General features: G+C 60.2%; 25 protein-coding genes and 2 pseudogenes. 11 read left to right on the top strand and 16 right to left on the bottom strand.

Annotated elements, in window-relative coordinates; genetic code table 11:
• Window positions 1–37 precede the first annotated feature (37 nt).
• On the bottom strand, window positions 38–583 hold the full coding sequence (locus FBY01_RS04495) for a twin-arginine translocation pathway signal protein (protein ID WP_145306707.1): 546 nt from the start codon (window positions 581–583) through the stop codon (window positions 38–40).
• Window positions 584–610: 27 nt separating this feature from the next.
• Window positions 611–2,041 (bottom strand): coniferyl aldehyde dehydrogenase, encoded by a 1,431-nt coding sequence (locus tag FBY01_RS04490; RefSeq protein WP_077747215.1) that lies wholly within the window; start codon window positions 2,039–2,041, stop codon window positions 611–613.
• A gap of 147 nt (window positions 2,042–2,188) precedes the next feature.
• Between FBY01_RS04490 and FBY01_RS04485 the strand changes: the two genes are divergently transcribed.
• Both FBY01_RS04485 and FBY01_RS04480 read left to right on the top strand, forming a co-directional pair.
• A complete protein-coding gene (locus FBY01_RS04485; protein ID WP_010466800.1) occupies window positions 2,189–2,860 on the top strand; it encodes a TetR/AcrR family transcriptional regulator in 672 nt (223 codons plus the stop codon).
• 33 nt (window positions 2,861–2,893) lie between these two features.
• Complete coding sequence (locus FBY01_RS04480) at window positions 2,894–3,748, top strand: sulfurtransferase (RefSeq protein ID WP_083375536.1); 855 nt, start codon at window positions 2,894–2,896, stop codon at window positions 3,746–3,748.
• A 120-nt stretch (window positions 3,749–3,868) separates the two neighbouring features.
• Here FBY01_RS04480 and FBY01_RS04470 read toward each other — a convergent pair whose 3' ends face one another.
• The 7 genes and pseudogenes from FBY01_RS04470 to FBY01_RS04435 all read right to left on the bottom strand — a co-directional run bounded on the left by FBY01_RS04470 (window position 3,869) and on the right by FBY01_RS04435 (window position 12,144).
• Window positions 3,869–4,708 carry an AraC family transcriptional regulator gene (locus FBY01_RS04470; protein ID WP_077747217.1) on the bottom strand — a complete coding sequence of 280 codons (840 nt, stop codon included), beginning with the start codon at window positions 4,706–4,708 and terminating at the stop codon, window positions 3,869–3,871.
• A 3-nt stretch (window positions 4,709–4,711) separates the two neighbouring features.
• Window positions 4,712–5,710 carry a hydrolase gene (locus FBY01_RS04465; RefSeq protein ID WP_077747218.1) on the bottom strand — a complete coding sequence of 333 codons (999 nt, stop codon included), beginning with the start codon at window positions 5,708–5,710 and terminating at the stop codon, window positions 4,712–4,714.
• A 155-nt stretch (window positions 5,711–5,865) separates the two neighbouring features.
• A pseudogene (locus tag FBY01_RS31665) lies at window positions 5,866–7,212 on the bottom strand (M16 family metallopeptidase); the annotation flags it as partial.
• Window positions 7,213–7,245: 33 nt separating this feature from the next.
• A pseudogene (locus tag FBY01_RS31785) lies at window positions 7,246–8,547 on the bottom strand (M16 family metallopeptidase); the annotation flags it as partial.
• 147 nt (window positions 8,548–8,694) lie between these two features.
• Window positions 8,695–9,306, bottom strand: coding sequence for a 16S rRNA (guanine(966)-N(2))-methyltransferase RsmD (gene rsmD, locus FBY01_RS04445; protein WP_010466805.1), 612 nt, complete (start codon window positions 9,304–9,306; stop codon window positions 8,695–8,697).
• The gene (locus FBY01_RS04440) at window positions 9,306–10,796 is read right to left on the bottom strand and encodes a pitrilysin family protein (protein ID WP_010466806.1); all 1,491 of its coding nucleotides are present in this window, start codon (window positions 10,794–10,796) and stop codon (window positions 9,306–9,308) included. Before FBY01_RS04440 ends, rsmD begins: the two co-directional genes overlap by 1 nt.
• The gene (locus FBY01_RS04435; protein WP_010466807.1) at window positions 10,789–12,144 is read right to left on the bottom strand and encodes a pitrilysin family protein; all 1,356 of its coding nucleotides are present in this window, start codon (window positions 12,142–12,144) and stop codon (window positions 10,789–10,791) included. The genes FBY01_RS04440 and FBY01_RS04435 overlap by 8 nt, the downstream gene beginning before the upstream one ends.
• Window positions 12,145–12,486: 342 nt before the next feature.
• On the opposite strand from FBY01_RS04435, the gene ftsY reads away from it, so the two are divergent.
• From ftsY to rpoH, 4 genes are all read left to right on the top strand, one after another.
• A complete protein-coding gene (gene ftsY, locus FBY01_RS04425; protein ID WP_145306711.1) occupies window positions 12,487–13,992 on the top strand; it encodes a signal recognition particle-docking protein FtsY in 1,506 nt (501 codons plus the stop codon).
• A complete protein-coding gene (ftsE, locus tag FBY01_RS04420; protein WP_010466809.1) occupies window positions 13,989–14,660 on the top strand; it encodes a cell division ATP-binding protein FtsE in 672 nt (223 codons plus the stop codon). The genes ftsY and ftsE overlap by 4 nt, the downstream gene beginning before the upstream one ends.
• Window positions 14,657–15,679 (top strand): permease-like cell division protein FtsX, encoded by a 1,023-nt coding sequence (gene ftsX / locus FBY01_RS04415; RefSeq protein WP_145306713.1) that lies wholly within the window; start codon window positions 14,657–14,659, stop codon window positions 15,677–15,679. The genes ftsE and ftsX overlap by 4 nt, the downstream gene beginning before the upstream one ends.
• Window positions 15,680–15,792: 113 nt before the next feature.
• Window positions 15,793–16,647 carry an RNA polymerase sigma factor RpoH gene (gene rpoH / locus FBY01_RS04410; RefSeq protein WP_007897890.1) on the top strand — a complete coding sequence of 285 codons (855 nt, stop codon included), beginning with the start codon at window positions 15,793–15,795 and terminating at the stop codon, window positions 16,645–16,647.
• A 200-nt stretch (window positions 16,648–16,847) separates the two neighbouring features.
• On the opposite strand, the gene mtgA is transcribed toward rpoH, so the two are convergent.
• Entirely contained in the window at window positions 16,848–17,570 is a 723-nt protein-coding gene (gene mtgA / locus FBY01_RS04405; protein ID WP_083375540.1) for a monofunctional biosynthetic peptidoglycan transglycosylase, read from the bottom strand.
• Between the two features lie 74 nt (window positions 17,571–17,644).
• Here mtgA and FBY01_RS04400 point away from each other — a divergent pair, with 74 nt between their 5' ends.
• From FBY01_RS04400 to FBY01_RS04375, 5 genes are all read left to right on the top strand, one after another.
• A complete protein-coding gene (locus FBY01_RS04400) occupies window positions 17,645–18,016 on the top strand; it encodes a DUF423 domain-containing protein (RefSeq protein ID WP_010466813.1) in 372 nt (123 codons plus the stop codon).
• Window positions 18,017–18,106: 90 nt separating this feature from the next.
• Window positions 18,107–18,307: a sulfur carrier protein ThiS gene (gene thiS / locus FBY01_RS04395; RefSeq protein WP_007897898.1), complete on the top strand. Its 201-nt coding sequence runs from the start codon at window positions 18,107–18,109 to the stop codon at window positions 18,305–18,307.
• Window positions 18,308–18,367: 60 nt separating this feature from the next.
• Complete coding sequence (locus FBY01_RS04390; RefSeq protein ID WP_010466815.1) at window positions 18,368–19,162, top strand: thiazole synthase; 795 nt, start codon at window positions 18,368–18,370, stop codon at window positions 19,160–19,162.
• 9 nt (window positions 19,163–19,171) lie between these two features.
• Window positions 19,172–19,897, top strand: coding sequence for a tRNA (guanosine(46)-N7)-methyltransferase TrmB (trmB, locus tag FBY01_RS04385; RefSeq protein ID WP_083375541.1), 726 nt, complete (start codon window positions 19,172–19,174; stop codon window positions 19,895–19,897).
• A 187-nt stretch (window positions 19,898–20,084) separates the two neighbouring features.
• Complete coding sequence (locus FBY01_RS04375; RefSeq protein ID WP_145306714.1) at window positions 20,085–20,876, top strand: hypothetical protein; 792 nt, start codon at window positions 20,085–20,087, stop codon at window positions 20,874–20,876.
• 135 nt (window positions 20,877–21,011) lie between these two features.
• Here the strand turns inward: FBY01_RS04375 and FBY01_RS04365 are convergent, their stop codons facing one another.
• Genes FBY01_RS04365 through FBY01_RS04340 form a run of 6 tightly spaced genes read right to left on the bottom strand, consistent with a single transcriptional unit; the run spans window position 21,012 to window position 25,381 of the window.
• Window positions 21,012–21,335 (bottom strand): DUF3392 domain-containing protein, encoded by a 324-nt coding sequence (locus FBY01_RS04365; RefSeq protein WP_145306718.1) that lies wholly within the window; start codon window positions 21,333–21,335, stop codon window positions 21,012–21,014.
• Window positions 21,336–21,357: 22 nt separating this feature from the next.
• A complete protein-coding gene (gene hemW / locus FBY01_RS04360) occupies window positions 21,358–22,563 on the bottom strand; it encodes a radical SAM family heme chaperone HemW (RefSeq protein ID WP_145306720.1) in 1,206 nt (401 codons plus the stop codon).
• Complete coding sequence (gene rdgB, locus FBY01_RS04355) at window positions 22,560–23,156, bottom strand: RdgB/HAM1 family non-canonical purine NTP pyrophosphatase (protein WP_077747222.1); 597 nt, start codon at window positions 23,154–23,156, stop codon at window positions 22,560–22,562. Before rdgB ends, hemW begins: the two co-directional genes overlap by 4 nt.
• Window positions 23,153–23,587 (bottom strand): DUF4426 domain-containing protein, encoded by a 435-nt coding sequence (locus FBY01_RS04350; protein ID WP_077747223.1) that lies wholly within the window; start codon window positions 23,585–23,587, stop codon window positions 23,153–23,155. The genes rdgB and FBY01_RS04350 overlap by 4 nt, the downstream gene beginning before the upstream one ends.
• Window positions 23,588–23,613: 26 nt before the next feature.
• On the bottom strand, window positions 23,614–24,234 hold the full coding sequence (gene metW, locus FBY01_RS04345) for a methionine biosynthesis protein MetW (protein WP_010466828.1): 621 nt from the start codon (window positions 24,232–24,234) through the stop codon (window positions 23,614–23,616).
• 7 nt (window positions 24,235–24,241) lie between these two features.
• On the bottom strand, window positions 24,242–25,381 hold the full coding sequence (locus FBY01_RS04340; RefSeq protein WP_010466830.1) for a homoserine O-acetyltransferase: 1,140 nt from the start codon (window positions 25,379–25,381) through the stop codon (window positions 24,242–24,244).
• Window positions 25,382–25,501 lie beyond the last annotated feature (120 nt).

Raw genomic sequence — 25,501 nt, 5'->3', positions numbered from 1 at the left:
AGGAGCGAGGCTTGCCCGCGAAGGGGTCGACCCGGTCTTAAACGGCAGGCGGCCCCGGATACCCGCAATGCACCCACGATTCCGCGCGGCTGTACCACGCCATCATCACCAGTTGCAGCAACGAGCTGTGCCCCATGCGCAACAGGTTCAACGAGCTGTTTTCCCAGCGATCGAGAAAGTGCCGGATCTCATCGGCACTGGCGTTTTCCCAGCTGCCCCAGATCCCGGTCAGCGGCCCGCGGGTCACCGCCATCCCCAGCACGTCGAACAATTGCCGAGTGAGCTTGAGCATTTCCGGCGACAGGTGATTCAGGCCGTTATCCAGGGTTTTCAGGGTGCCATCGACGGCGGCCGGCATTTTTTCGGCGGCCACGGCGCCTTCGAGCATTACCGGGACCAGTGCCCGCAGAAACAACAGATCGCCGCTGCGCAGGGTCGCGAAACCGCTGGCCGGAATGCTCGATGAGCAGCCGCTGAGGCTCGCGCCCAATCCGGCCGTGGCCAGGAAAGCACTCGCGCCGAGGCTGAATTTAAGCAGGCCGCGCCGCGACAGCGCGGGTGTATCGGACAGGCTTGGGCTCATTATTGTTATTACCCGAGGGTGCGATTGTTAGCGGATAAACAGCTTCTGAATCAGTTTCTGAATGGATTTTCCATAAGGCGGGTAAATCAGTTTCGCCGCGTTGAAGCGCTGCTTGATCAGTACGCCTTTGGCCTTGCTGAAGGTCAGGAAACCTTCGTGGCCGTGGTAATGGCCCATGCCCGAGGCGCCGATACCACCGAACGGCATATCGTCCTGCGCCACGTGCAGCAAGGTGTCGTTGAGGCAAACACCGCCGGAATGGGTTTCGTGGAGTACACGATTTTGTTCGTGCTTGTCGTAGCCGAAGTAATACAGCGCCAGCGGACGAGGTCGTTGATTGATGTAGGCAAACGCCTGATCAAGCGTCTTGTACGGCACGATCGGCAGCAGCGGGCCGAAGATTTCATCCTGCATCACGGTCATGTCGTCGCTGACGTTGAGCAGCACGCTATGACCCATGCGCCGGCCCTGGCCCTGATCAAACAGCGGAATCAGCAGCGCGCCCTTGCTGGTGGCGTCGCTGACGTAGTTATTGAGTCGCGCCAGTTGCCGGTCATTGATGATTGCCGTGTAGTCCGGGTTGTCGGCCAGTGTCGGATAAAACCCGCGAACCGCGTGGCGATAGGCTTCGACGAAAGCGCCGATACGATCTTCCGGCACCAGCACGTAGTCCGGGGCCACGCAGGTTTGCCCGGCATTGAGCGTCTTGCCGAATGCGATGCGTTCGGCGGCGTCCTTGAGCGGCACGTCGAGGGAAACAATGGCCGGGGACTTGCCACCCAGCTCAAGGGTCACCGGCGTCAGGTTCTCGGCTGCCGCGCGCATCACGTGCTTGCCGATGCTGGTGGCGCCGGTAAACAGCAGGTGATCGAAACGCAGTCGGGAGAACGCGACACCGATATCAGCTTCGCCCAGCACCACGCAGACCAGGTCTTGCGGGAAGATCCGGCCCAGCAGTTCCTTGAGCAGCAAGCCGGTGGCGGGGGTCGACTCACTGAGTTTGAGCATCACCCGATTGCCCGCCGACAACGCGCCCACCAGCGGCCCGATAGCCAGATAAAGCGGGTAGTTCCACGGCACGATCACGCCGATCACGCCCAGCGGCTGGTAAACCACTTTCGCCGAAGCCGGCTGAAACGCGATACCGACCTTGCGCCGCGAGTGCTTCATCCAGCCTTTGAGGTGCTGACTGGCGTAGTGAATGCCGTGCAGGCTCGGCATCAGTTCGGCGAGCAGGGTTTCATCGGCGCTGCGGTGGCTGAAATCCTGGCTGATCGCATCGATCAAGGACTGGCGTTCGTTGCTCAGCAGATCACGCAGGGCTTTGAGCCATTGCTGGCGCTGGGCGGCCGGTGGCATCGGGTTGGCCGCATACGCCGCACGCTGCGCATCGAACAGCGCCTGAAGCTCGTCCAGCGGCTGTTGCAGGTTCTGCAGATAAGCGATGTCGGCGGTCATGATCGGCTCCGGTTTTTGTTGTAATGAGGCACTTTTTAGAGTCTAAGCTCTATAAAGTCAAATGGCATCCTGGCGCAGCATTGTTTTATCCACTCGCCGATAGGTCGTAAGATGCCTGCCAACGCACTCTGAATTAAAGCTCAAGCCATGGCCCCTCGGATCAAAACCAGCGAGCGCATCGTGCAGAACAGCCTGGAGCTGTTTAATCAACAGGGCGAGCGCAGCATCAGCACCAACCACATTGCTGCCCACATGGAGATTTCTCCGGGCAACCTGTACTACCACTTCCCCAACAAGCAGGCGATCATCGCCGTGCTGTTCAGTGAGTACGAAAGCCTGGTGGACAGCTTCCTGCGCCCGCCCCAGGGCCGAGCGTCCACGGTGGAAGACAAGCGCTTCTACCTTCAGGAACTGCTGGCGGCGATGTGGCGCTACCGGTTTTTGCATCGCGATCTTGAGCATTTGCTCGACAGCGATCCCGAACTGGCTGCCCGTTATCGGCGTTTCTCCCAGCGCTGCCTGATCCATGGCACCCACATCTACGCTGCCTTCGTCGACGCCGGCATCCTCAAAATGGATAAAGTCCAGATCGAATCCCTGACGCTCAATGCCTGGATCATCCTGACGTCCTGGGTGCGTTTTCTGTGCACCACGCGGGAAAACTCCAATCACTTGAGTGAGCAGGCGATTAAACGTGGGGTGTATCAGGTGCTGGTGCTTGAGGCCGGTTTCGTCACGGAACAGTCTCGCGACGCAGTCAACGCGCTGTACGAAGAGTTTTACGTGCCACTGGCCCAGGCGCTGGAAGAAGTGCAGTAGGATTCAAGACCGACTTAATCACAGGAGCCCGTTATGCCCATTGCGCAACTGATCAGCCCGCAAGCGTTGGACCTGAAAAAGGATGCACCTGGGCTGGTGATTCTGGATTGTCGTTTTGCCCTTGAAGACCCGGATTACGGCCAGCGTAGTTATGCCGAAGGGCATATCGCCGGGTCGAGTTTTGCCGATCTTGAGCGTGATTTGAGCGGGACAGTGGTCAAGGGTGTGACCGGGCGCCATCCGTTGCCTGAACCTGAAGAGTTGATCGAGCGTCTGCAAGCCTGGGGCATCAACGCCGACAGCGAAGTGGTTTTGTACGATGACGGCCCCGGTGCCTACGCGGCGCGGGCCTGGTGGTTGCTGGTCTGGCTGGGCAAGCGTGACGGCGTGTTTATTCTCGATGGCGGGCTCAAGGCCTGGCACGCCGCCGGGTTGCCGCTGAGCCTGGATGCGTGCGACACCCCGCGCGGCACCTTTACCGGGACGCCGGACGACGCGCTGATCTTGAGTGCCGAACAGCTTCAAAAACGTCTCGGCCAACCCGCGCTGACCTTGCTCGATGCTCGCGCCTTGCCGCGCTTCAAGGGCGAAGTCGAACCGATCGACCCGGTTGCCGGGCACATCCCCGGTGCGCAATGCGCAGCCTTCACCGAGAACCTGGGCAGTGACGGACGTTTCCTGCCGGCCGATCAGCTCAAGCAGCGCTTTGCCGCGAAACTCGGCGATCGTGCGCCGACCGATCTGGTGGCGTATTGCGGATCCGGCGTGACGGCGTGCCATAACCTGTTCGCGCTGTGCCTGGCGGGTTATCCGTTGGGCTCGTTGTATGCCGGGTCGTGGAGCGAGTGGATCAACGATCCTGCGCACGGCATCGCCATCGGCGAATAAACGCTGCTCCCCTGTAGGAGTGAGCCTGCTCGCGATGGCGGCGGGTCAGTCAACATCATTGCTGACTGACCCGCCGCCATCGCGAGCAGGCTCGCTCCCACTTTTGGACCTGTGTCGAGCTCAACTTCCTGATAATTGCCGGGCGCTGCGATACGCCCCCGGCCCAACCCCGTAAACCTGCTTGAACTGCCGACTCAGATGACTCTGGTCGGCAAACCCCAATTGCATCGCGACCTCCAGCGGCAAACATCCGTTCTGTAACAGCGCCCTTGCCTGCGCGATGCGTTGCTGCATCAGCCAGGTATGCGGCGGCATGCCCGTGGCGCGGCGAAAGACCCGGGCGAAGTGGAACGGTGAAAGGTTGACCAGTGCCGCCAGTTCTTCCAGCGAAGGCGGCGCCGCCAATTGTGCATGCAGCACATCCTTGGCCAGCGTCACCGCCCGGTGCTCCTTGCCGGGTTTGCCGGCGATCGGCACGGCGGCGTGACGTTGTAGTAGCAACAGCATCATCTCGCGCCAGACCATTTGCTGTTGCAAGGCGGTGGACGGACTTTCCAGCAAGCGATGCAGTTGGCAGAAACCCTTCACCAGGTCCGGGTCGCGATACAACGTCGCGCCAAACCCCGGCAGGTTGTTGGTCGGCAGCTCCAGTTCGTCCAGCAGCGAGAGAATCTGCCCGCTGTCCGGATAAAACGCCCGGTACAACCAGCCATCCTCCGTCCCTTTGTGGCCGGTGTGCAGTTCATCAGGATTGATCAACACCAGCGTGCCGCTGCCGGCCAGGTGCTCGGCGCCGCGATAACGGTAGCGCTGGGCGCCGGCCATGATCATGCCGATCACATAACCGTCATGCACGTGGGGCGCGAAGCGATGTTCGATGTAGCGCGCGGACAATAACTCGACGCCGGCCAATGGCGCCGTTTGCCAGAATCGGATCGACTCGCCTTGGTCGGCATCCATGGCTTACCCGCGACCCACGGCGCTCAGCCATTGCGGAATGCGGCGTTCCAGGTAATAACCTGGCTGGCGGAACGAGCCATCGACAAAACCGACATGCCCGCCCTTGGCTTGCAACTCGAATTGAGTGGAGGCGGACAGCTCCATCGCCTGCGGCAGACTATGGGGGAACACGAAGGGGTCGTCGGCCGCCTGAATGATCAGGGTCGGTGTGCGAATTTCTCCAAGGAAATACCGGCTCGAAGCGCGGCGATAGTAATCCTCGGCATCGACGAAACCGTTCAGCGGCGCCGTGACCCGGCCGTCGAAATCCCAGAAGGTGCGCATGTTCTCCAGCGAGCCCAGTGCCGCCAACGCCGCCAGTCCATCCTCGCGCCCGTCATGTTGAAACTGGCGCTGCTTGTTTTTGATGTAGGCCACCATCTCGCGCATGAAATGCGCCTGATAGACCTTCGAGAAACCTTGCCCGATGCGATCAGCGCATTGATCGAGACGAAACGGCACCGACACCGCCACCGCGCCTGACACGCCGCTGTCACTGCCGGTCTCGCCCAAATGCTTGAGCAAGACATTGCCGCCCAGGGAATAGCCGACCGCATACAGCGGTGCGAGAGGGCGCTTGGCCCGCAGGTGCCTGATGGCTTCGGCCAGGTCTTCACTGGCACCGGAATGGTAGCTGCGTGGCAACAGATTCGGCTCGCCGGAGCAACCGCGCCAGTTCAGCGCGACGCTGGCCCAACCCTGGGCAGCGAACGCCTTTTGCACACCGGCCACGTAGGGCGAATTCGAAGAGCCGGTCAGTCCGTGCAGCACCAGCACCAGCGGCGCATCGGCAGTGTGCGGGCCGTGCCAGTCCATATCGAGAAAGTCGCCATCCTCAAGCCACAAGCGTTCGCGCTCGCGTTCGATGTGCGTGGTTTTGCGCCACAGCGGTCCCCACAAGGTTTGCAGGTGCGGGTTGCCGAGGCCGAAGGCGGGGGTGAAGCGTTCTGACGGAAAGGACACGATTGCTCTCGATGCAGCGGTGCGCAACCGGTGCGCACCTTTTTCAGGCCGGTCGGTTAACCGGCGATCTCTGCCATACGTTGCCACAACGCGTAATACACCTGCCCGGATTTCTGCTTTCCGATGCGGTGCAGGTTTCCTGACAGTTTGAGCGATTACCTGGAAGGTTTGCCAGTAGGCTCCGGCAATGGCTTTTGCGGGACGGTCGGTCCTGTGCTGATGATGACTAATTTGTCCATGCTCAGGTGTTTGTTCAATGCGCTTTTGACTTGCTCTACGGTTAGACGCTGGGACTGCTGCATGAAGTCGTCCAAGTGATTCAACGGCAGGTTATAAAAGCCGATGGACGCCAGTTTCGAGACGATTTGTGCGTTGCTGGCAGTGGACTGCGGGAAGCTGCCAGCCAACTCGCGCTTGGCATCATCAAGTTCTTTTTCGGTCGGGCCGGTTTTAAGGTAGTCGGCGAGCACGTCCTGTACCAGTTTCAGAGTGCCTTCGCTCATTTCGGAGCGGGTCTGCAACTTGATCATGAACGGACCGCGCGCCTGCATCGGGGTGAAGGTCGAAACCACGCCGTAAGTCAGGCCACGTTTCTCGCGCACTTCGCTCATCAGTCGAGTGCCAAAGCCGCCGCCAAGGATCTGATTGCCCATGGACAGTGCCGCGTAGTCTGGATTGTCACGGTCGATGCCCAGTTGCGCGAGCATCAGAATGGTCTGTTTCGATGGGAATTCGATGTGGCTGATGCTGGCGTTGGGTTCGATCGGTTGCGGGATTTTCGCCAGGGCCGGGCCTTGGGGCAGGGTAGCGGATACCTGCGCGGCAATGGCTTCAGCTTCGGCACGGGACAAGTCGCCCACCAACGCGATCACCACGTTGCCGGCCGCGTAGGCTTTTTCGTGGAACGCGCGCAGTTGTGTCGGGGTGACGGACTGAATGGCTTGCGCCATGCCATCGCTGGCGTGCGCGTAAGGATGATCGCCATACAGACGGTTCATCAACTCAAGGCTCGCCAGTTTGCTCGGGTCATGCTGCTTATCTACGAAAGCGGCGAGGGTCTGATTGCGAAGGCGGGCATACGAATCGCCAGGGAAGGTCGGCTTGCCTGCGACTTCGGCGAAGAGTGTCAATGCCGGATCGCGTTTATCCTTGGCGCTGAGGCAGCGCAGGGAGACCTGCGCCGTATCCAGACCAGTGCTGGGGGCATACTGTGCGCCCAGGCTTTCGAAATCTTGGGCAATAGCGTTGGTATCCCTGCCGGCAACACCTTCGTTGAGCATCAAGTTTGTCAGCATGGCCAGACCCGGAGTGCCTCCATCCTGGCTGCTGCCGGCTGCGAAGGTCAGGCGCATGTCGAACATCGGTAACCCTCGGGCTTCGGCGAACAACACTTTGGCGCCTTCGGCAGTATTCCAAGCCTGAATATCAAGCGTGCGGGGACTTGGCGCCTGACCGTCGAGCTCAGCCAGCGATTGCAGCCCTTGGTCGGAGTTTTCCTTGTCTGGTACTTTGCCGGCGCCGGACTCATCCCAATCCTCTTTATTCACCTCCACCGGCAGTACATGGGCGACGCTGAGCCGCTCGCGGGTGAAATACAGCTTGGCGGCTTTCTGAATGTCTTCTGGCGTTACGCTTTCCAGTTCGGCCAGTTCGGTGTCCATCAGTTTCCACGACAGGCCGAAGGTTTCCAGTCGACCGATAGCGGTGGCCTGGCGGGTGATTGAGTCGCGCTCGTAAACCAGCCCGGCGATGACCTGCGCGCGTACGCGTCCCAGTTCTTCAGTGGACGGCGCAGTGATTTTCAGCTGTTCGAGCAGCCTCCACAAACCGGCTTCGGCCTGGGCGATGGTTTTGTTTTTACGGCTGTTGGGTGTTGCCGACAGGAGGAACAGGCTGTCACCCCGGGTGTAAGCGCTATAACTCGACGAACCGTCGGACACCAGCTCTTCAACGCGTTGCAGTTGCATTGGGATGCGTGAGCTATGGCCGTTGCCGAGCAGGGCCGAAATCATACGCAAGGCATTCACTGAGCGTTTATCTTCGGCGGTGGCGATGCTCGGCACGTTGAAGGCCAGCATCAAGCTGGGCAGTGGGGTCTTCACGTGCAGAGTGATTTGGCGTTGGCCGGGCTTGGCCAGTTCCAGCGGTCTTTTCGCGGCCGGCACATCGCGTCTGGCGATCGCGCCGAAGTAGCGCTGGGCCTGGGCTTTGACTTCGTGCGGGGTCACGTCGCCGACCACCACCAGCGTGGCGTTGTTCGGCGCATACCAGGATTGATACCAGTGGCGCAGCTCTTCGATCTTCATCCGGTCGAGGTCCGCCATCCAGCCGATGGTCGGCGTGTGATAACCGCTGGACGGGTAGGCCATCGCTTTGAAGCGTTCGTAGGCATTGTCCATTGGTTTGTCATCAGTGGTCAGGCGACGTTCTTCTTTAATGACTTCAATCTCCCGGACGAACTCGTCGACCGGCAGGAGCAGATTGGCCATGCGGTCCGCTTCCAGTTCGAAGGCCACGCTCAGACGATCTCGAGCCAGCGTCTGGTAGTACGCGGTGGAGTCGCTGCTGGTGAAGGCGTTGAATTGGATACCGAGCTGGCGCAGGAGCGGCAAGATTTTGCCTGGGCCGACTTTTTTGCTGCCCATGAACATCATGTGTTCCAGAGCGTGGGACAAGCCGGTCTGACCCGGAGGCTCGTAGCTGGCGCCGACCTTGTACCAGACCTGGGAAGCTACCACCGGTGCCCGATGATCCTCGCGCACGATGACCTTGAGGCCATTGTCGAGTGTGAACTCGGTAGTTGAACTGGAAGTTGTCTCGTTAGCTGATGCTTTCATTCCGTTAACAGTCCTTTGCGTCCATGCGAGTTGTTTCGCAGGTTCACAGTGAACGAAAGGAAAAGAGCTAAGCAAACTGGTTATGTTGCTGTTTGAAAAAACGGGAGGGCACCCTGGACAGGCGGTTCACCTGTCCAGGTTACTCTTTTAAGAAGATATTTCAGTGCTTCGCTGCCACAACGAATAGTAGACGCGCCCGGATTTCTGCTCACGGTGCAGGCGCCAGTTGGCCGGCAGGCCGAGCGTCGAGGGTGCTGTTTCGCTTTCGGTGTACACCCACGCATCGTCCGCCAGCCATTGGCGCTCTTCCAGCAGCGTGCAAACGGCCGGCAACAGGTTCTGATTGAACGGTGGGTCGAGGAACACCACGTCGTAGGCGGTCGCGGTCTGGGTCTCCAGATAGCGCAAGGCATCGGCCGTCTGAATCTGGCCGGTGGTGCAGCGCAGGGTGCCCAGATGTTCCTTGATGCTTGAGACCGCGATGTTGCTGGCGTCCAGTGCCTGGCCCATCGCCGCGCCACGGGACAGCGCCTCAAGGAACAACGCGCCGCTGCCGGCGAATGGATCAAGTACCTTGGCGCCCGCGATGTAAGGCGCGAGCCAGTTGAACAGGGTTTCACGCACCCGGTCCGGGGTTGGGCGCAGGCCCGGGGCGTCGGGGAAGCTCAGCTTCCGGCTGCCCCATTCGCCGCCGATAATGCGCAATTGGTTCACGCCGTTGTGGACGTTGTGAACAGGTTTCTTAGGACGAGTGGCCATCAATGCTCCGGAACCCCGAGCGGCTGCTCGGCAGGTTTATCAGTAGGGGCCGGTAACGGCTTTTGCGGCACGGTCGGGCCAGCGCTGACGATGACCATTTTGTCCGTGCTCAAGTGTTTGTTCAGTGCGGCTTTGACCTGTTCGACAGTCAGGCTCTGCGACTCACGCATGAAGTCATTCAGATAACTCAGCGGCAGGTTGTAGAAACCCATGGCGCCGAGCTGGCCGACGATGTCGGCGTTGCTGGCCGTGGACAGCGGGAAGCTGCCGGCCAGTTCACGCTTGGCGTCGTCGAGTTCTTTCTGGGTCGGGCCGGTTTTAAGGTAGTCGGCGAGTACGTCCTGCACCAGTTTCAACGTGCCTTCACTCATCTCGGCGCGGGTTTGCAAGTTGATCATGAACGGGCCGCGTGCCTGCATCGGGGTGAAGCCCGAATAGACGCCGTAGGCCAGGCCACGTTTCTCGCGCACTTCACTCATCAATCGGGTGCCGAAACCACCGCCGCCGAGGATCTGGTTGCCCAGGGACAGTGCGGCGTAGTCCGGATCGTCACGGTCGATGCCCAGTTGCGCAAGCATCAGGTTGGTCTGCTTGGACGGGAACTCGATGTGGCCGATGCTGGCTTTCGGTTCTTCAGGCTGCGCAATTTTCGCCAGTGCCGGGCCTTTCGGCAACGCGCTGGAGACTTGCGCGGCAATCGCCTCGGCTTCGGCGCGGGACAAATCACCCACCAGCGCAATCACCACGTTGCCGGCCGCGTAGGCTTTCTCGTGGAACGCCTTGACTTGCGCCACGGTAATCGCCGGGACGGTTGTCGCCGTGCCATCGCTGGAATGCGCGTAGGGGTGATCGCCGTACAAGCGGTTCATCAGCTCCAGGCTCGCCAGTTTGCCCGGGTTCTGCTTCTGGTATTCGAAACCGGCAAGCATCTGGTTCTTGATGCGCGCAAAGGAGTCGGCAGGGAAGGTTGGTTTGCCGACGACGTCGGAGAACAGTTTCAGCGCCGGTTCGCGCTTGTCTGCGGCGCTGAGGCTGCGCAGGGAAGCCAGTGCCATGTCTTTAAAGGCGCCGTTGCCAAAGTCTGCGCCCAGGCCTTCGAAGCCTTGAGCGATGGCGCCGACATCTTTTCCGGCCACACCTTCGTTGAGCATCGCGTTGGTCAGCAGTGCCAGACCGGGCGCGTTGCCGTCCTGGCTGCTGCCGGCGGCGAAAATCAGGCGCAGGTCGAACATCGGCAGCTCGCGGGCTTCGACGAACATCACCTTGGCGCCCTCGGCGGTGTTCCAGGTCTGTACGTCGAGCGAACGGTGGCTCGGCGCCTTGCCGTCGAGTTCACTCAGCGATTGCAGCTTCTGGCTGGACTTGGCCTTGTCGAGGGCTTCGCTGGCCGTGGAGTCTTCGCTTTTCGACAAATAGAACGCAGCAGAGCCGATCAGGGCGACAGCGATCAGGCCGATCAGGACCAGACGGGATTTTTTACGCTCACTCATGAGTCGTCTCCAGTGGCAGTACATGGGCGACGCTGAGACGTTCGCGGGTGAAATACAGCTTGGCGGCTTTCTGGATGTCTTGCGGTGTCACGCTTTCCAGGTCGGCGAGTTCGGTGTCCATGAGTTTCCAGGACAGGCCGACGGTTTCCAATTGGCCGATGGAGGTGGCCTGACTGGTGATCGAATCACGCTCGTAGACCAGGCCGGCGATGACCTGGGCGCGGACGCGTTCCAGTTCTTCGGCGGACGGCGCAGTGGTTTTCAGCTGATCGAGCAGCTTCCACAGGCCCGCTTCGACCTGGGCCATGGTTTTCTTTTTCTGGGTGTTCGGCGTTGCCGACAGGGTAAACAGACTGTCGCCGCGAGTGTAAGCGTCGTAACTCGACGAGCCACCGGACACCAGTTCTTCGCCGCGCTCCAGTTGCGTCGGGATGCGTCCGCTGTAGCCGCCGTCGAGCAGGGCCGAGATCAGGCGCAAGGCATTCACCGAGCGCTTGTCTTCGGCGGTGGCGATGCTCGGCACGTTGAAGCCCAGCATCAGGCTCGGCAACTGGGTCTGTACGTGAAGGGTGATCTGGCGTTCGCCAGGCTCGGCCAGTTCCAGCGGGATTTTCGCCGCTGGCACATCGCGTTTGGCGATCGGGCCGAAATAGCGCTGGGCCAGGGTTTTGACTTCGTCCGGGGTCACGTCGCCGACCACCACCAGCGTGGCGTTGTTCGGCACGTACCAGGATTGGTACCAGTGGCGCAGCTCTTCGACTTTCATGCGGTCCAGGTCAGCCATCCAGCCGATGGTCGGCGTGTGGTAACCGCTGGCCGGGAAAGCCATGGCCTTGAAGCGTTCGTAGGCCTTGGACATCGGTTTATCGTCGGTGCGCAGGCGACGTTCTTCCTTGATGACTTCGATCTCGCGGGCGAACTCGTCGGCCGGCAGGCGCAGGGTGGCCATGCGGTCGGCTTCCAGTTCGAAGGCCACGCCCAGGCGGTCGCGGGCCAGCACTTGGTAATACGCGGTGAAGTCATCGCTGGTGAACGCGTTCTCTTCGGCACCGAGGTCGCGCAGGATCAGCGACGCTTCGCCGGGGCCGACTTTCTCGCTGCCCTTGAACATCATGTGCTCGAGGGCGTGGGACAAACCGGTCTGGCCCGGCGTCTCGTAACTCGAGCCGACCTTGTACCAGACTTGGGAAACCACCACTGGCGCACGATGGTCTTCGCGCACAACGACCTTCAGGCCGTTATCCAGAGTGAATTCGTGGGTGGGTTGTGGATCGGCAGCCAGGGCCGAGAGGGGCAGACAAACTGTGCTGAGCAGCAGGCCTGCAGCGCGGCGGGCTAAAGCATTCATTCGTTTTTAAACCTGTTGAGCTGCCCGCTTGGCTTAGCGTCGGCGGGCGAGAGGGTGCTAGGATACTGGTCCGTTTTACTGGCGGCCACGTCTATCAGGCCTTTGATCGGCCGGACGGTTGCATGGGTTACCTGCGGAACCTTGGTTTTGTCAGCTAAACTCTGCGTTTTCGCAGAAGATGCCGTACCAGTCCTTCGTATTAGTCAACCTTTGAGGTGCTGTTTGCACCTCGACAAAATGTTGCGCGTGAACAAGCTGGGTCAATCGCAGTCTGTTCTGCATCGAATATTTATTTGCCGGGGCGCCCTTTGGCGCGTCGCTACCGTGAGATAGCCGTCCTCCATGTTTGGTTCCAACGACGACAAGAAGACCCCAGCTGCGGCTGGCGAGAAGAAAAGCCTGTTCGGATGGCTGCGCAAAAAGCCGCAGGAACCCGTCGTCGAACAGCCACAGCCAATTCCTGAGCCAACACCCGCGCCGGTAATAGAAGAAGCACCGGCGCCGGTTGTCTTGCCGATGGCCGAGCCGGTGCTGCAGCCGGTCGCCGAGGCTGAACCCGAAGTCATTGCCGAGCATCCGCTGGCACCCGCTCCAGAGCCGTGGCTGACGTTGCCAGTGGCGGAAGAGCCGGTGGCCTTGGTCGAAGATGAGCTGGCGCCGCATGTGACGCCGACGATTCCTGCACCGACTGCTTTTGCACCTGAGCCTGTTCAAACGCCGGTCATTGAGCCTGTCGTTGCGCCGGTTATCGTGACTGAGCCTGAGCCGGTTGTTCCGGAGCCTGTGATTCCTGCGTTCGTCGCTCCTGTGGTTGAAGCACCTGCGCCTGCGCCTGCTCCTGTCATTGCTCCGGTAGTCGCCGCGCCCGCAGTTCCCGCCGAAGTCCCGGCCGAGCCGCCGCGTAGCGAAGAAACCAAAGCCGGTTTCTTCGCCCGCCTCAAGCAAGGCCTGTCCAAGACCAGCGCCAGCATTGGCGAAGGCATGGCCAGCCTGTTCCTGGGCAAGAAAATCATCGATGACGAACTGCTCGAAGACATCGAAACCCGTCTGCTGACCGCCGACGTCGGGGTCGAGGCGACCTCGGTCATCATCCAGCGCCTGACCCAAAAGGTTGCGCGCAAGGAGCTGGCCGATGCCGACGCGCTGTACAAATCCCTGCAGGCTGAACTCGCCGCGATGCTCAAGCCTGTCGAGCAGCCGCTGAAAATCACCTCGCAGAACAAGCCTTTCGTGATTCTGGTGGTCGGCGTCAACGGTGCCGGCAAAACCACCACCATTGGCAAACTCGCGAAGAAGCTGCAACTCGAAGGCAAGAAAGTCATGCTCGCGGCCGGTGACACCTTCCGCGCCGCCGCCGTTGAGCAATTGCAGGTCTGGGGCGAGCGCAACAAGATCCCGGTCATCGCCCAGCACACCGGTGCCGACTCCGCTTCGGTTATCTTCGACGCCGTACAGGCCGCCAAGGCCCGTGGCATTGATGTGCTGATCGCCGACACCGCCGGTCGCCTGCACACCAAAGACAATTTGATGGAAGAGCTGAAAAAGGTTCGCCGGGTTATCAGCAAACTCGACGCCGACGCGCCGCACGAAGTGCTCCTGGTGCTCGACGCCGGTACTGGCCAGAACGCAATCAGCCAAGCCAAGCAATTCAACCAGACCGTCGAACTGACCGGCCTGGCGCTGACCAAGCTCGACGGCACCGCCAAGGGCGGGGTGATTTTCGCCCTGGCCAAGCAATTTGGTTTGCCGATTCGCTACATCGGCGTCGGTGAAGGCATCGATGACTTGCGTACTTTTGAAGCAGAACCCTTTGTCCAGGCACTGTTTGCCGAGCGGGAGCGTTCATGATTCGTTTCGAACAGGTCGGTAAACGCTACCCGAACGGTCACGTCGGCTTGCATGAGCTGAGCTTTCGAGTCCGTCGGGGCGAATTCTTGTTTGTAACCGGCCATTCCGGCGCCGGTAAAAGCACCTTGTTGCGGCTGCTGCTGGCGATGGAGCGTCCGACCACCGGCAAATTGCTGCTGGCCGGCCAGGACCTCGCCACCATCAGCAATGCGCAGATTCCGTACTTGCGCCGGCAGATTGGCGTGGTGTTCCAGAACCACCAACTGCTATTTGATCGCACGGTGTTCAACAACGTCGCTCTGCCGTTACAGATTCTTGGGCTGTCCAAGGCCGAGATCGTCAAGCGCGTGGATTCGGCGCTTGAGCGTGTCGCGCTGTCGGATAAAACCGATCTGTACCCCGGCGACCTGTCCACCGGGCAGCAACAGCGCGTCGGCATCGCTCGCGCCATCGTCCACCGTCCGGCCTTGCTGCTGGCGGACGAACCCACCGGTAACCTCGATCCGCGTCTGGCGGCCGAGATCATGGGCGTGTTCGAAGACATCAACCGCCTGGGCACCAGCGTGCTGATCGCCAGTCACGACCTGGCCTTGATCGCCCGCATGCGTCATCGGATGCTGACCCTGCAACGCGGCCGATTGATCGGCGACGGGGAGGCGGGCGTATGAGTGCGACACGCAGCCCCAAGGTTTCCGAGCGCGTGGCGCCGAAAGCCGCCGATCCGCAACCGCAGAAGAAAAAGCGCAACGATGACGACGGCCCGGATTTCGCCACGTTGTTTCGTGCCTGGGTTGAAAGCCATCGCGCCAGTCTGCTGGACAGCTTGCGTCGGTTGGGTAAACAGCCAATCGGGAGCTTTTTCACCTGCATGGTGATGGCGGTCGCCCTGAGCTTGCCGATGGGCCTGTCACTTTTGCTGAGTAACGTCGAGCGTCTCGGCGGTTCCTGGCAGCGAGCGGCGCAGATTTCCCTGTACCTGCAACTCGAGGCCGGCCCGGCTGAAGGCGAGTCGTTGCGCGAGCAGATCAAAGGCATGCCTGGCGTAGCTGATGCTGAATATATCGGCCGAGATCAGGCGCTGGAAGAGTTCCAGCAGCAGTCCGGACTGGGCGAGGCGCTTAAGGAACTGCCGGAAAACCCGCTGCCAGGCGTGGTGCTGGTGACCCCGAACGAAGTCGACAAGCCCGCTCTTGAAGCATTACGACAAAAACTTTCCGAGCTGCCCAAGGTACAACAGGCTCAACTTGATCTAGTCTGGGTCGAGCGTCTGGCAGCGATCCTCAAGCTGGGTGACCGTTTTGTCTTCGGTCTGACCGTGCTTCTGGTTTCTGCATTACTTTTGGTGATAGGCAATACCATTCGTCTTCATATTGAAAACCGCCGCACAGAGATAGAAGTGATTAAACTCGTCGGCGGCACGGACAGCTATGTGCGCAGGCCCTTTCTGTACATGGGGGCGCTTTATGGCTTCGGTGCGGGGATTCTTTCCTGGGGTGTATTGGCGTTTGGCCTTGATTGGCTGAACGACGCAGTTGTCGGGCTGGCCGGTTTGTATGGCAGTGATTTTGCGCTGGCCGGAGTGCCAGTTGCCGACGGTCTGTCTCTCTTGCTTGGCGCGGTGCTGTTGGGGTATATCGGTGCATGGATTGCAGTCGCACGCCACCTGAGGGAGCTTGCGCCTAAGTAGTATCATTTTGCTCGTATTGACCTTTCAGCGTTTATGGGAACTTGTCTTTCGGTTTCCGGTCAATTTTCGCAGTGCTGAACTGCACGAGTTATGTAAGTCGGAGGTTTTTTCGTATGACCAATTCTTTGCAACCTGCATATGCTCTGGTCCCGGGTGCGAACCTGGAGGCCTATGTGCACACCGTGAACAGCATTCCATTGCTGACTCCGGAGCAGGAGCGTGAACTGGCCGAGAGTCTCTATTATGAGCAGGATTTGGGGGCGGCTCGGCAGATGGTGCTCGCCCACCTGCGTTTTGTTGTACATATCGCCCGTAGCTATTCCGGCTACGGCCTGGCTCAGGCTGACCTGATCCAGGAAGGTAACGTCGGTCTGATGAAGGCGGTGAAGCGCTTCAACCCGGAAATGGGTGTGCGTCTGGTTTCGTTCGCAGTGCACTGGATCAAGGCGGAAATTCACGAGTTCATCCTGCGCAACTGGCGCATTGTGAAAGTCGCGACCACCAAGGCCCAGCGCAAGCTGTTCTTCAACCTGCGCAGCCAGAAGAAACGTCTGGCGTGGCTGAACAACGAGGAAGTCCACCGTGTGGCGGAAAGCCTCGGCGTAGAGCCGCGGGAAGTGCGCGAGATGGAAAGTCGCCTGACCGGCCATGACATGGCCTTCGACCCGGCCGCGGAAGCGGACGACGACAGCGCTTTCCAGTCGCCGGCCAACTACCTGGAAGACCACCGGTACGACCCGGCGCGTCAACTGGAAGATGCCGACTGGAGCGACAACTCCAACCACAACCTGCACGAAGCGCTCGAAGTGCTGGACGACCGCAGCCGTGACATCCTCTACCAGCGCTGGCTGGCGGAAGAAAAAGCTACGCTGCACGACCTGGCGCAGAAGTACAACGTGTCGGCCGAGCGTATTCGTCAGCTTGAAAAGAGCGCGATGAACAAGCTCAAGTTGTCGATCGCCGCCTGACCTGCGAAGCGGCAATAAAAAACGCCCCGATCAGTGATGATCGGGGCGTTTTTGTGTGTGCCTACTAGTCACAAGCCGCCTCCTGTAGGAGCGAGCCTTGCTCGCGAAGGCGGTGTATCAGTCGATGAAGGGGTTGGCTGACATACCGCCTTCGCGGGCAAGCCTCGCTCCTACGGGTTATTTGCGTCGTCTCGGACTCGTTATTGGGACCAAGGTGCCCGGCGTGAATCATTAATGCCAACCAGATAGCTATCGCCACCCAACTGGCTCATCTGCTGCCGAATCCACCCGGCCCGACGCGCAACATAGTTGGTCGGATGGCTTGCACTCCACACCCGCGGGTTTGGCAGCACCGCCGCGAGCAAGCTCGATTGCTGGCGACTAAGACCTTTAGCGCTCACACCAAAGTGATGCCGGGCTGCCGCTTCCGCGCCAAACACCCCGTCATCCCACTCGACGCTGTTCAGGTATACCTCAAGAATCCGCTGCTTGGGCCAGAGCACCTCGATCAAGCCGGTGAACCACGCCTCCAGGCCTTTACGCAGCCAACTGCGGCCGGACCACAAAAACAGATTCTTCGAGACTTGCTGGCTCAGGGTGCTGGCACCGCGAATCGAACCGCCGAGCTCGTTATGGGCCAGGGCTTTCTGGATCGCCCCAAAGTCAAAACCCCAATGCTCCGGGAATTTCTGATCCTCGCCCGCGATCACGGCGACTTTCAGGTCGTCAGAGATTTCATCCCAGGGCTTCCAGGTGCGTTGCAAGTCAATGGGCTCGCCGTCGAACCAGGATTCGACCTTGCGCTCGACCATCAATGCCGTTCCCGGTGGCGGGACTACGCGAAAGATCAGCACCAGCAGCACGCTGCCGCCCGCGAACCAGAGCACGGCCTTGGTAAATCGTCTTAAAAATAAACGCAGCATAGAGATGACTTGGCCGAACCCGTTGAGCGGGCCATTATACAGACCCTGTGGATCGAGTCTGACTGGAGTTCTTCATGCTGCGTGGCTTTCTGATGCTGGCCGCTTTCTTCGGCTTCACCGGCGTTGCCCTTGGCGCGTTCGCCGCCCACGGCCTGAAAAACCGTCTGACTCCCGAGTACCTGGCGATTTTCCATACCGGCGTCACCTACCAACTGGTGCACACCCTGGCGTTGCTGGGTGTGGCGCTGCTGGCCACGCAGATTCCGGGACGCTTGATCACTTGGGCCGGCGCCTCGTTTGCCATCGGCATCCTGCTGTTTTCCGGCAGCCTGTACTTGCTGACCCTGACCGGCGTCAGCAAGCTGGGGATCGTCACCCCCTTCGGCGGCCTGGCATTCCTGGTCGGCTGGTTCTGCCTGGGGCTTGCCGCCTGGCGGTTGAGCTGACCGGGCAGTCCATTTCATGACGAATGGCTTGGGTCGCCAAGACTGATCGGGCTAGAATGCCAGCCCCTAAAAATGATGGCGGCATTCGGTATGCGCATTCAGTTGAACGGCGAATCCCTTGAACTGCCCGACGGTGAAACCGTTGCGGCCCTGCTGACCCGTCTGGAACTGACCGGACGCCGGGTGGCGGTCGAACTCAATCTGGATATCGTCCCGCGCAGCCAACATGCAGAAACCACGCTCAACGATGGCGATTCCGTCGAAGTGGTCCACGCCATCGGCGGCGGCTAGTCGCCCGGCCCGCAAGGGCACAGAATTCTGCAAGAACCTCACCCCTACAGAGGATTTCCCATGAGCATCGTTCGTAGCGACAAGCCCTTCGTCCTGGCCGGTCGTACTTACCAGTCGCGTTTGCTGGTAGGCACCGGCAAGTACCGCGACATGGAAGAAACCCGCCTGGCCATCGAAGCTTCGGGTGCCGAGATCGTCACCTTCGCCGTGCGCCGTACCAATCTGGGCCAGATCGAAGGCGAGCCGAACCTGCTCGAAGTGCTGTCGCCGGATCGCTACACCTTCCTGCCGAACACCGCGGGCTGCTACGACGCCATTGAAGCCGTGCGCACCTGCCGCCTGGCCCGTGAGCTGCTCGATGGGCACAATCTGGTGAAGCTGGAAGTGCTGGCCGACCAGAAAACCCTGTTCCCCAACGTGATCGAAACCCTCAAGGCCGCCGAAACGCTGGTCAAGGAAGGCTTCGACGTGATGGTCTATACCAGCGATGACCCGATCATCGCCCGTCAATTGGCGGAAATCGGCTGCATCGCGGTCATGCCGCTCGCCGGTCTGATCGGTTCGGGCCTGGGGATCTGCAACCCGTACAACCTGCAGATCATCCTCGAAGAAGCCAAGATTCCCGTGCTGGTGGATGCCGGTGTCGGTACCGCTTCCGACGCCACCATCGCCATGGAACTGGGTTGCGAAGCCGTGCTGATGAACTCGGCCATCGCCCACGCCCAGCAGCCGATCATGATGGCTGAAGCCATGAAACACGCCATCGTCGCGGGCCGCCTGGCCTACCTCGCCGGTCGCATGCCGAAAAAACTCTATGCCAGCGCCTCCTCGCCGCTGGATGGTCTGATCAAGTAAGAGCCATTGATGACTGAATCAAACGACACGCCAATCCAGACGGAAGAAGGCGACGAGCGCCAACACCGCCGCATCAAGAGTTTCGTGATGCGCGCCGGGCGCATGACCGAAGGCCAGCAACGCGGTCTGGACCAGGGCACGCCGCTGTTCGTGCTGCCATTGGCCGACGCACCGGTAGACTTCGACCAAGTGTTCGGTCGCTCGGCGCCGCGCTCGCTGGAAATCGGTTTCGGCATGGGCCATTCGCTGCTGGAAATGGCCGCGGCCTCGCCAGAACAGGATTTCATTGGCGTGGAAGTGCACCGTCCGGGTGTCGGCGCGCTGCTCAATGGCGTTCTGACGCAGGGCTTGACCAACCTGCGGGTCTACGATTGCGATGCAATCGAAGTGCTCAACCGTTGCGTGGCCGACAACAGCCTCGATCGCCTGATGCTGTTTTTCCCGGATCCATGGCACAAGAGTCGTCACCACAAGCGTCGTATCGTTCAGGCGTCGTTCGCTGAGCTGGTGCGCAGCAAGTTGAAGGTCGGTGGCATTCTGCACATGGCCACCGACTGGGAACCCTACGCCGAGTACATGCTGGAAGTGATGAACGTCGCGCCGGGTTATCGCAACCTGGCCGAAGACGGCAAATGCGTACCGCGCCCGACCGAACGCCCGATCACCAAGTTCGAACGCCGCGGCGAGCGACTTGGGCATGGCGTTTGGGACCTGAAGTTCGAAAAACAGTCCTGAGCCGTAACGCTGTAAAAACGGTGGGAGCGAGCCTGCTCGCGATGGCGGTCTGACAGTCAACGAAGATGTTGAATGTTATGACGCCATCGCGAGCAGGCTCGCTCCCACATTTGCTTTATGCCGTGTTCAAGATCGGCGTCTGGCCGCCGAAAGCTCTATGCCCCCAATTGTAAAGGAAGACAAGGTTTTGAAATTCATCCTCGTCTGCATCCTGTTGTTCATCGCCCTGCCTTCAATGGCTCACGGACAGACGCTGACGATCGACGACTACTTTCAACGTGCCCAGGATGCAGCTGATCAAATCAAACGTAACGCGGATGAGTTGGTCAGGCTGGAAGCAAGCGGGGAGCTGGATTTCAAGAACAAGCCCGAGCAAATAGGCAACATGGAAGGTGATCTGGAGGCCTTCAAATACAATTTGAAGATGGCGTCTGACGGTGGGCATCCCATCGCGAGCTATTTGCTGGCTAATACCCTGAGCAAACCGGGCCCTACCGAACAACAGCGCAGGGAAACCTGTGAGCTTTATGAAAAAGCCATGGATCAAGGCTTTTTGGCGGCAGCCGTCGCCTACTTCCATCGGTGCGATCAGGACTCGATGAAGTCTGACCGACGCGATGCCGGTCACTTGAAATATCTGCAGACGCTTGAGGAGCTGCTTCAGGAGCCAGATATTTTTGCTGATTTTTATCCGATGCCGGCCAAGCGCGCCCTGTGCTTTCAGGACTTGCAGCCAGGCTTGTCAAAAGAACGAGTGATAGGGTCCTTGCAGGCGCGTGCTGTCGCATTGATGCTGGCCGAAGATCAGTACCGGGCCGAGGCCAATTACATTCTGGCAATGAGCCGAGTCAATGAGAGTGGCAGGCTCGACCGTCAGAATGTTGTGTATCTGGACAAGGCCGAAGCGCTGGGCTGCCACGACTTTATGGGGATCAGTGCCAGGATCCGAAGCGAAGCCAAGTCCGTGGGCAAGCCATAAAGGGCATTCGCAATACAAAAAATGTGGGAGCGGGTTTGCCAGCGATGGCGGTCTGACAGTCAACGAAGATGTTGAATGTTATGACGTCATCGCGAGCAGGCTCGCTCCCACAGTTGTTTTGGGTGTAGTCAAAGGTCAGCGGCGGTCGGCGACGACGCCGATCAGCACCAGCACCACCAACAACACCGGCGCCAGGCTGTAGTTGTTGAACTGGCTCAGGCCTTTGATGATCCACGGGGTGGCGTAGATCAACGCGACGCCGCTGCCGACCATGCACACCAATGCCATCAGCGGGACGCGCAAGGCGCCGGCGATGCTGCCCAGGCGCTGGTCGACCCAGACTTTGATATCGGCGCCAAACAACACCAGCAGACAGCCCACCAGCGCCAGAGAGATTTCCGACAGGTTGCTGCGGCTCCAGCGGGAGACGGTGGCGAGCAGGTCGAGTATCAAATCCATTCGTTTTCCCCTAAGGCTGAAATCAGCTCAGAAATGTTTGCAGCAAGTCATTGAGAAACAGCTGTCCGCGATCAGTCGCCGCCAGACGTGACGGTTCGACCCGCAACAGGCCGCTTTGTTCGGCTTCCCGCCGGCCTTCGGCGAGGCTTTCCAGCGGCAGTCCGGTGCGCTCCGGATACAGGCGCGATTCCACGCCTTCCGTCAGGCGCAGGGCGTTCATCAGGAAGTCGAACGGCAGCTCGTCGTTGGTCAGCGCTTTCTCTCCGGCCTTGAAGCTTTTCGCCGGGTTCAGGTAATCCTTCGGCAGGCGCGTTTTCCAGGTGCGCACGATGCGCCCGTCCGGATGGCTGAGCTTGCCGTGGGCACCGGCACCGATGCCGATGAAGTCGCCGAAACTCCAGTAATTGAGGTTATGCCGCGCCGGGCGACCAGGCTGAGCATAAGCCGAGACTTCGTATTGCGCGTAACCGTGTTCGGCAAGCAGCGCCTGACCGGCTTCCTGAATGTCCCACAGCGTGTCGTCTTCCGGCAGCGTCGGCGGCTGGTTCCAGAACACCGTGTTCGGCTCCAGCGTCAGTTGATACCAGGACAAATGCGTCGGCTTCAGGGCGATGGCCTGGCGCAGGTCGTTTAACGCATCGTCCAGCGACTGATCCGGCAAGCCGTGCATCAAGTCCAGGTTGAAGTTATCGAACCCGGCCTGACGCGCCATGCCGGCAGCACGCACCGCTTCGTCGCCGTTGTGAATCCGCCCCAGGGCCTTGAGCTTCTCTTCCTGAAAACTCTGGATGCCGATCGACAGGCGATTGATGCCCAGCGCGCGGTAGGCGACGAATTTCTCTTGCTCGAACGTTCCCGGATTGGCTTCCAGGGTGATTTCGATGTCGCTGGCGAACGCAATCCGCTGCTCGACGCCTTTGAGCAAACGACCCAGGGCTTCGGCGCTGAACAGGCTCGGCGTGCCGCCACCGAAGAAAATCGAGCTCAGCTCACGACCGTAAACCGCATGCAGGTCCTGATCGAGGTCGGCCAGCAACGCGTCGACGTACTCTTCTTCCGGCAGCACCGGGCTGGCAGTGTGGGAGTTGAAGTCGCAATAAGGGCATTTGCGCACACACCACGGAATGTGGATGTACAACGCAAGGGGCGGCAGCACGGGGAGCGCGGCCCGAGGCGAGGGGGCGGCACCGCCGAAAATCAGCGGTGACGCGGATGAGTCGTGGGTCATATCAGGCCTAGACGCTGGCGCAGCAGATCCATTGCACGGGCGCGGTGGCTGATGAGGTTCTTCTCGCTCGGGCTCAGTTCGGCGCTGGAGCAATCGCGCGACGGCACCCAGAACAGCGGGTCGTAGCCAAACCCGTGTTCACCGCTGGCCGCCGTCAAGATGCGCCCGTGCCACAGGCCTTCGCAGAGGATCGGCAGCGGATCGTCGGCATGTCGCACCAGCGCCAGCACGCAGACGAACTGTGCGCCGCGCTCAGATTCCGGCACATCCTTCAACGCATCGAGCAGTTTGGCGTTGTTCGCCGCATCACCCTGGCCATCCGCGTAACGAGCCGAATAGATACCCGGCGCACCGCCAAGGAAATCCACCGCTAGCCCGGAATCGTCGGCCAGCGCCGGCAAACCGGAGATGCGCGCGGCGTTGCGGGCCTTGAGGATGGCATTCTCGACGAACGACAGTCCGGTTTCTTCAGGCTCGACGCTGCTGAACTCGCCGATCGAGCGCAGTTGCACCGACTCGCCGAGCATGGCCTGGAGTTCCTTGAGTTTGCCGGCGTTATGGCTGGCCAGTACGAGTTGCGTGAAGTTCATCATTCGCCGGGGAAAAGCTCTTGGTTGAAATTGATGGTGTTGATTTTATCGCCGTTCTGCACCTTGATCTCGAAGGTGCGGACTTCCTGCTGATCCACCGGGAACTGGGCGATGTAGTAGATCGCGCCCTGTTCGGTGATCTGTTTGAATTTCAGCGGCACACTTTGGCTGGTCAGGTCTTTGACCGTCCCGCTGACCTGAGCCATCTGGGGTTTGCCTTCCTTGATTACCGAAACGTTGATCACGCCTTGATTCTTGCTACGGGTGAGCTCCGCGGCTTTAGCGATATCAGGGGTCAGAAAGGTCGAGTTGAAGGTGTTGTAATGCACCGTCACATCACCAAACTTCTCCTGACGATCACCTTTGATGACGTCGGCGGCCATGGCCGTGACGCTCAGGCAGGCAGTAAGTACAAACAGCGCTAGACGACCCATGATCGTTCTCCTTGGAATGTCGTGGTTCAGACCGCGATTTTGTGATCCTGCAACCCTGGGCTGCTGACGCGGTAAATACCGATTTCACCTAATAGATTAGGCCATAGCTTACTGGCCCACCCGTGGCGGTGTTGTTGATCCACGGCCAGCCGATCAATGACCTTGGCTTCACGTTCGCGACACAACGCTTCAAAGTCTTCGAAGGTGCAGAAGTGGATGTTCGGCGTGTTGTACCAGGTGTATGGCAGAAACTCCGACACCGGCATCCGGCCCTTGCTCGCCAGGTACCAGCGGCAGCGCCAGTGACCGAAGTTGGGGAAGGTGATGATGCACTGGCGGCCGACCCGCAGCATTTCGTCGAGGATCCTGTCCGGGTAATGCACGGCTTGCAGCGCCTGGGTCATGACCACGACGTCGAAGCTGTTGCTGGCGAAGTTGCCGAGGCCCTTGTCCAGGTCCTGCTCGATCACGTTGATGCCCTTGGCCACGCATTCGGCGATGTTGTCCGGATCGTTTTCCAGGCCATAGCCCGTCACTTGTTTGTTATCGCGCAGCCAGGTCAGCAGTTCGCCGTCACCGCAACCGAGGTCGAGCACGCGGCTGCCAGCGGGGATCCATTCCTGGATGATTTCCAGATCAGCTCTCATGGCTTTCTCACAACGTAATGCGGTTCATGTAATTGCTGAAGGCCTGCAAGTATCGCGGGATCGGAATCAGGAAGGCGTCGTGGCCTTGCGGAGCGTCGATCTCGAGGTAGCAAACGTCCTTCTTGGCCGCCATTAGCGCATTCACCAGTTCCCGCGAGCGGGCAGGGGAGAAGCGCCAGTCGGTGGTGAAAGACATCACGCAGAACTTGGCCTGGGCATTGGCGAAGGTTTTCGCCAGGTCATCGTCGAAGTTGGCTGCCGGGTCGAAGTAGTCCAGCGCCTTGGTCATCAGCAGGTACGTGTTGGCGTCGAAACGCCCGGAGAACTCTTCGCCCTGATAACGCAGGTAGCTTTCAACCTGGAATTCGACGCTGTGGAAGTCGTAGTTGAGCTTTTCGCTCTTGAGGCCACGACCGAATTTCTCACCCATCGAGTCATCCGACAGGTAGGTGATGTGCCCGACCATCCGCGCCAGCATCAAACCGCGCTTGGGGATCACGCCCGCCTCTTGGAACGAGCCGCCGTGGAAATCGGGGTCGGTGAGGATCGCCTGGCGCGCCACTTCGTTGAAGGCGATGTTCTGCGCCGACAACTTGGGGGCCGAGGCGATGGCCAGACAATGACGAATGCGGTCGGGGTAGGTGATGCTCCACTGCATCGCCTGCATGCCGCCGAGGCTGCCGCCGATTACGGCGGCCCATTGGCGAATGCCGAGCAGGTCGGCCAGGCGCGCCTGGCTGTGCACCCAGTCTTCCACGGTCAGGACCGGGAAGTCAGCGCCAAACGGCTTGCCGGTCTCCGGATTGATGCTGCTGGGGCCGGTGGAGCCGTTGCAGCCGCCGAGGTTGTTCAGGCTGACCACGAAGAATTTGTTGGTGTCGATCGGCTTGCCGGGGCCGATGCAACTGTCCCACCAACCGGGTTTGCGGTCGTCGGGGCTGTGGAAGCCGGCAGCGTGATGGTGACCCGACAAGGCGTGGCAGATCAGCACGGCGTTGCTCGCCGTGGCGTTCAGCGTGCCGTAGGTTTCGTAAATGAGGTCATAAGCTGGGAGCGAACGGCCACAGGCCAGGGCCAGGGGTTCACTGAAGTGCGCCACTTGCGGCGTCACCAGACCAACAGAATCGGCGGGAAAGGCAGTTGGCATCGACCCTGCTCTCGTTGAAATGAGGCGTAAGTCTAAAGACCGGTGGGGTCAGCGGCAAGCAAAGGGCGGGCCTGATTTTATTCAGCTGGACCGAGACGCGGCATTCGCGGGCAAGCCTCG

It is taken from the genome of Pseudomonas sp. SJZ077, from assembly GCF_007993905.1.
GTDB classification, from domain to species: Bacteria; Pseudomonadota; Gammaproteobacteria; order Pseudomonadales; family Pseudomonadaceae; genus Aquipseudomonas; species Aquipseudomonas mandelii.
The sequence above is the reverse complement of the archived record's forward strand: the minus strand, read 5'-3'. Positions and strand labels throughout refer to the sequence as shown.

Excerpts from the sequence above, each read along its gene's own strand:
- rdgB (WP_077747222.1), bottom strand. The coding sequence starts at position 23,156 with ATGATGAACTTCACGCAACTCGTACTGGCCAGCCATAACGCCGGCAAA.
- FBY01_RS04495 (WP_145306707.1), bottom strand. The coding sequence starts at position 583 with ATGAGCCCAAGCCTGTCCGATACACCCGCGCTGTCGCGGCGCGGCCTG.
- FBY01_RS04340 (WP_010466830.1), bottom strand. The coding sequence starts at position 25,381 with ATGCCAACTGCCTTTCCCGCCGATTCTGTTGGTCTGGTGACGCCGCAA.
- hemW (WP_145306720.1), bottom strand. The coding sequence starts at position 22,563 with ATGACCCACGACTCATCCGCGTCACCGCTGATTTTCGGCGGTGCCGCC.
- FBY01_RS04485 (WP_010466800.1), top strand. The coding sequence starts at position 2,189 with ATGGCCCCTCGGATCAAAACCAGCGAGCGCATCGTGCAGAACAGCCTG.
- rsmD (WP_010466805.1), bottom strand. The coding sequence starts at position 9,306 with ATGGCCACTCGTCCTAAGAAACCTGTTCACAACGTCCACAACGGCGTG.
- FBY01_RS04440 (WP_010466806.1), bottom strand. The coding sequence starts at position 10,796 with ATGAGTGAGCGTAAAAAATCCCGTCTGGTCCTGATCGGCCTGATCGCT.
- mtgA (WP_083375540.1), bottom strand. The coding sequence starts at position 17,570 with ATGCTGCGTTTATTTTTAAGACGATTTACCAAGGCCGTGCTCTGGTTC.
- FBY01_RS04490 (WP_077747215.1), bottom strand. The coding sequence starts at position 2,041 with ATGACCGCCGACATCGCTTATCTGCAGAACCTGCAACAGCCGCTGGAC.
- trmB (WP_083375541.1), top strand. The coding sequence starts at position 19,172 with ATGACTGAATCAAACGACACGCCAATCCAGACGGAAGAAGGCGACGAG.
- metW (WP_010466828.1), bottom strand. The coding sequence starts at position 24,234 with ATGAGAGCTGATCTGGAAATCATCCAGGAATGGATCCCCGCTGGCAGC.
- FBY01_RS04400 (WP_010466813.1), top strand. The coding sequence starts at position 17,645 with ATGCTGCGTGGCTTTCTGATGCTGGCCGCTTTCTTCGGCTTCACCGGC.
- ftsE (WP_010466809.1), top strand. The coding sequence starts at position 13,989 with ATGATTCGTTTCGAACAGGTCGGTAAACGCTACCCGAACGGTCACGTC.
- FBY01_RS04350 (WP_077747223.1), bottom strand. The coding sequence starts at position 23,587 with ATGGGTCGTCTAGCGCTGTTTGTACTTACTGCCTGCCTGAGCGTCACG.
- rpoH (WP_007897890.1), top strand. The coding sequence starts at position 15,793 with ATGACCAATTCTTTGCAACCTGCATATGCTCTGGTCCCGGGTGCGAAC.
- FBY01_RS04365 (WP_145306718.1), bottom strand. The coding sequence starts at position 21,335 with ATGGATTTGATACTCGACCTGCTCGCCACCGTCTCCCGCTGGAGCCGC.
- thiS (WP_007897898.1), top strand. The coding sequence starts at position 18,107 with ATGCGCATTCAGTTGAACGGCGAATCCCTTGAACTGCCCGACGGTGAA.
- ftsY (WP_145306711.1), top strand. The coding sequence starts at position 12,487 with ATGTTTGGTTCCAACGACGACAAGAAGACCCCAGCTGCGGCTGGCGAG.
- FBY01_RS04390 (WP_010466815.1), top strand. The coding sequence starts at position 18,368 with ATGAGCATCGTTCGTAGCGACAAGCCCTTCGTCCTGGCCGGTCGTACT.
- FBY01_RS04470 (WP_077747217.1), bottom strand. The coding sequence starts at position 4,708 with ATGGATGCCGACCAAGGCGAGTCGATCCGATTCTGGCAAACGGCGCCA.
- ftsX (WP_145306713.1), top strand. The coding sequence starts at position 14,657 with ATGAGTGCGACACGCAGCCCCAAGGTTTCCGAGCGCGTGGCGCCGAAA.
- FBY01_RS04435 (WP_010466807.1), bottom strand. The coding sequence starts at position 12,144 with ATGAATGCTTTAGCCCGCCGCGCTGCAGGCCTGCTGCTCAGCACAGTT.
- FBY01_RS04480 (WP_083375536.1), top strand. The coding sequence starts at position 2,894 with ATGCCCATTGCGCAACTGATCAGCCCGCAAGCGTTGGACCTGAAAAAG.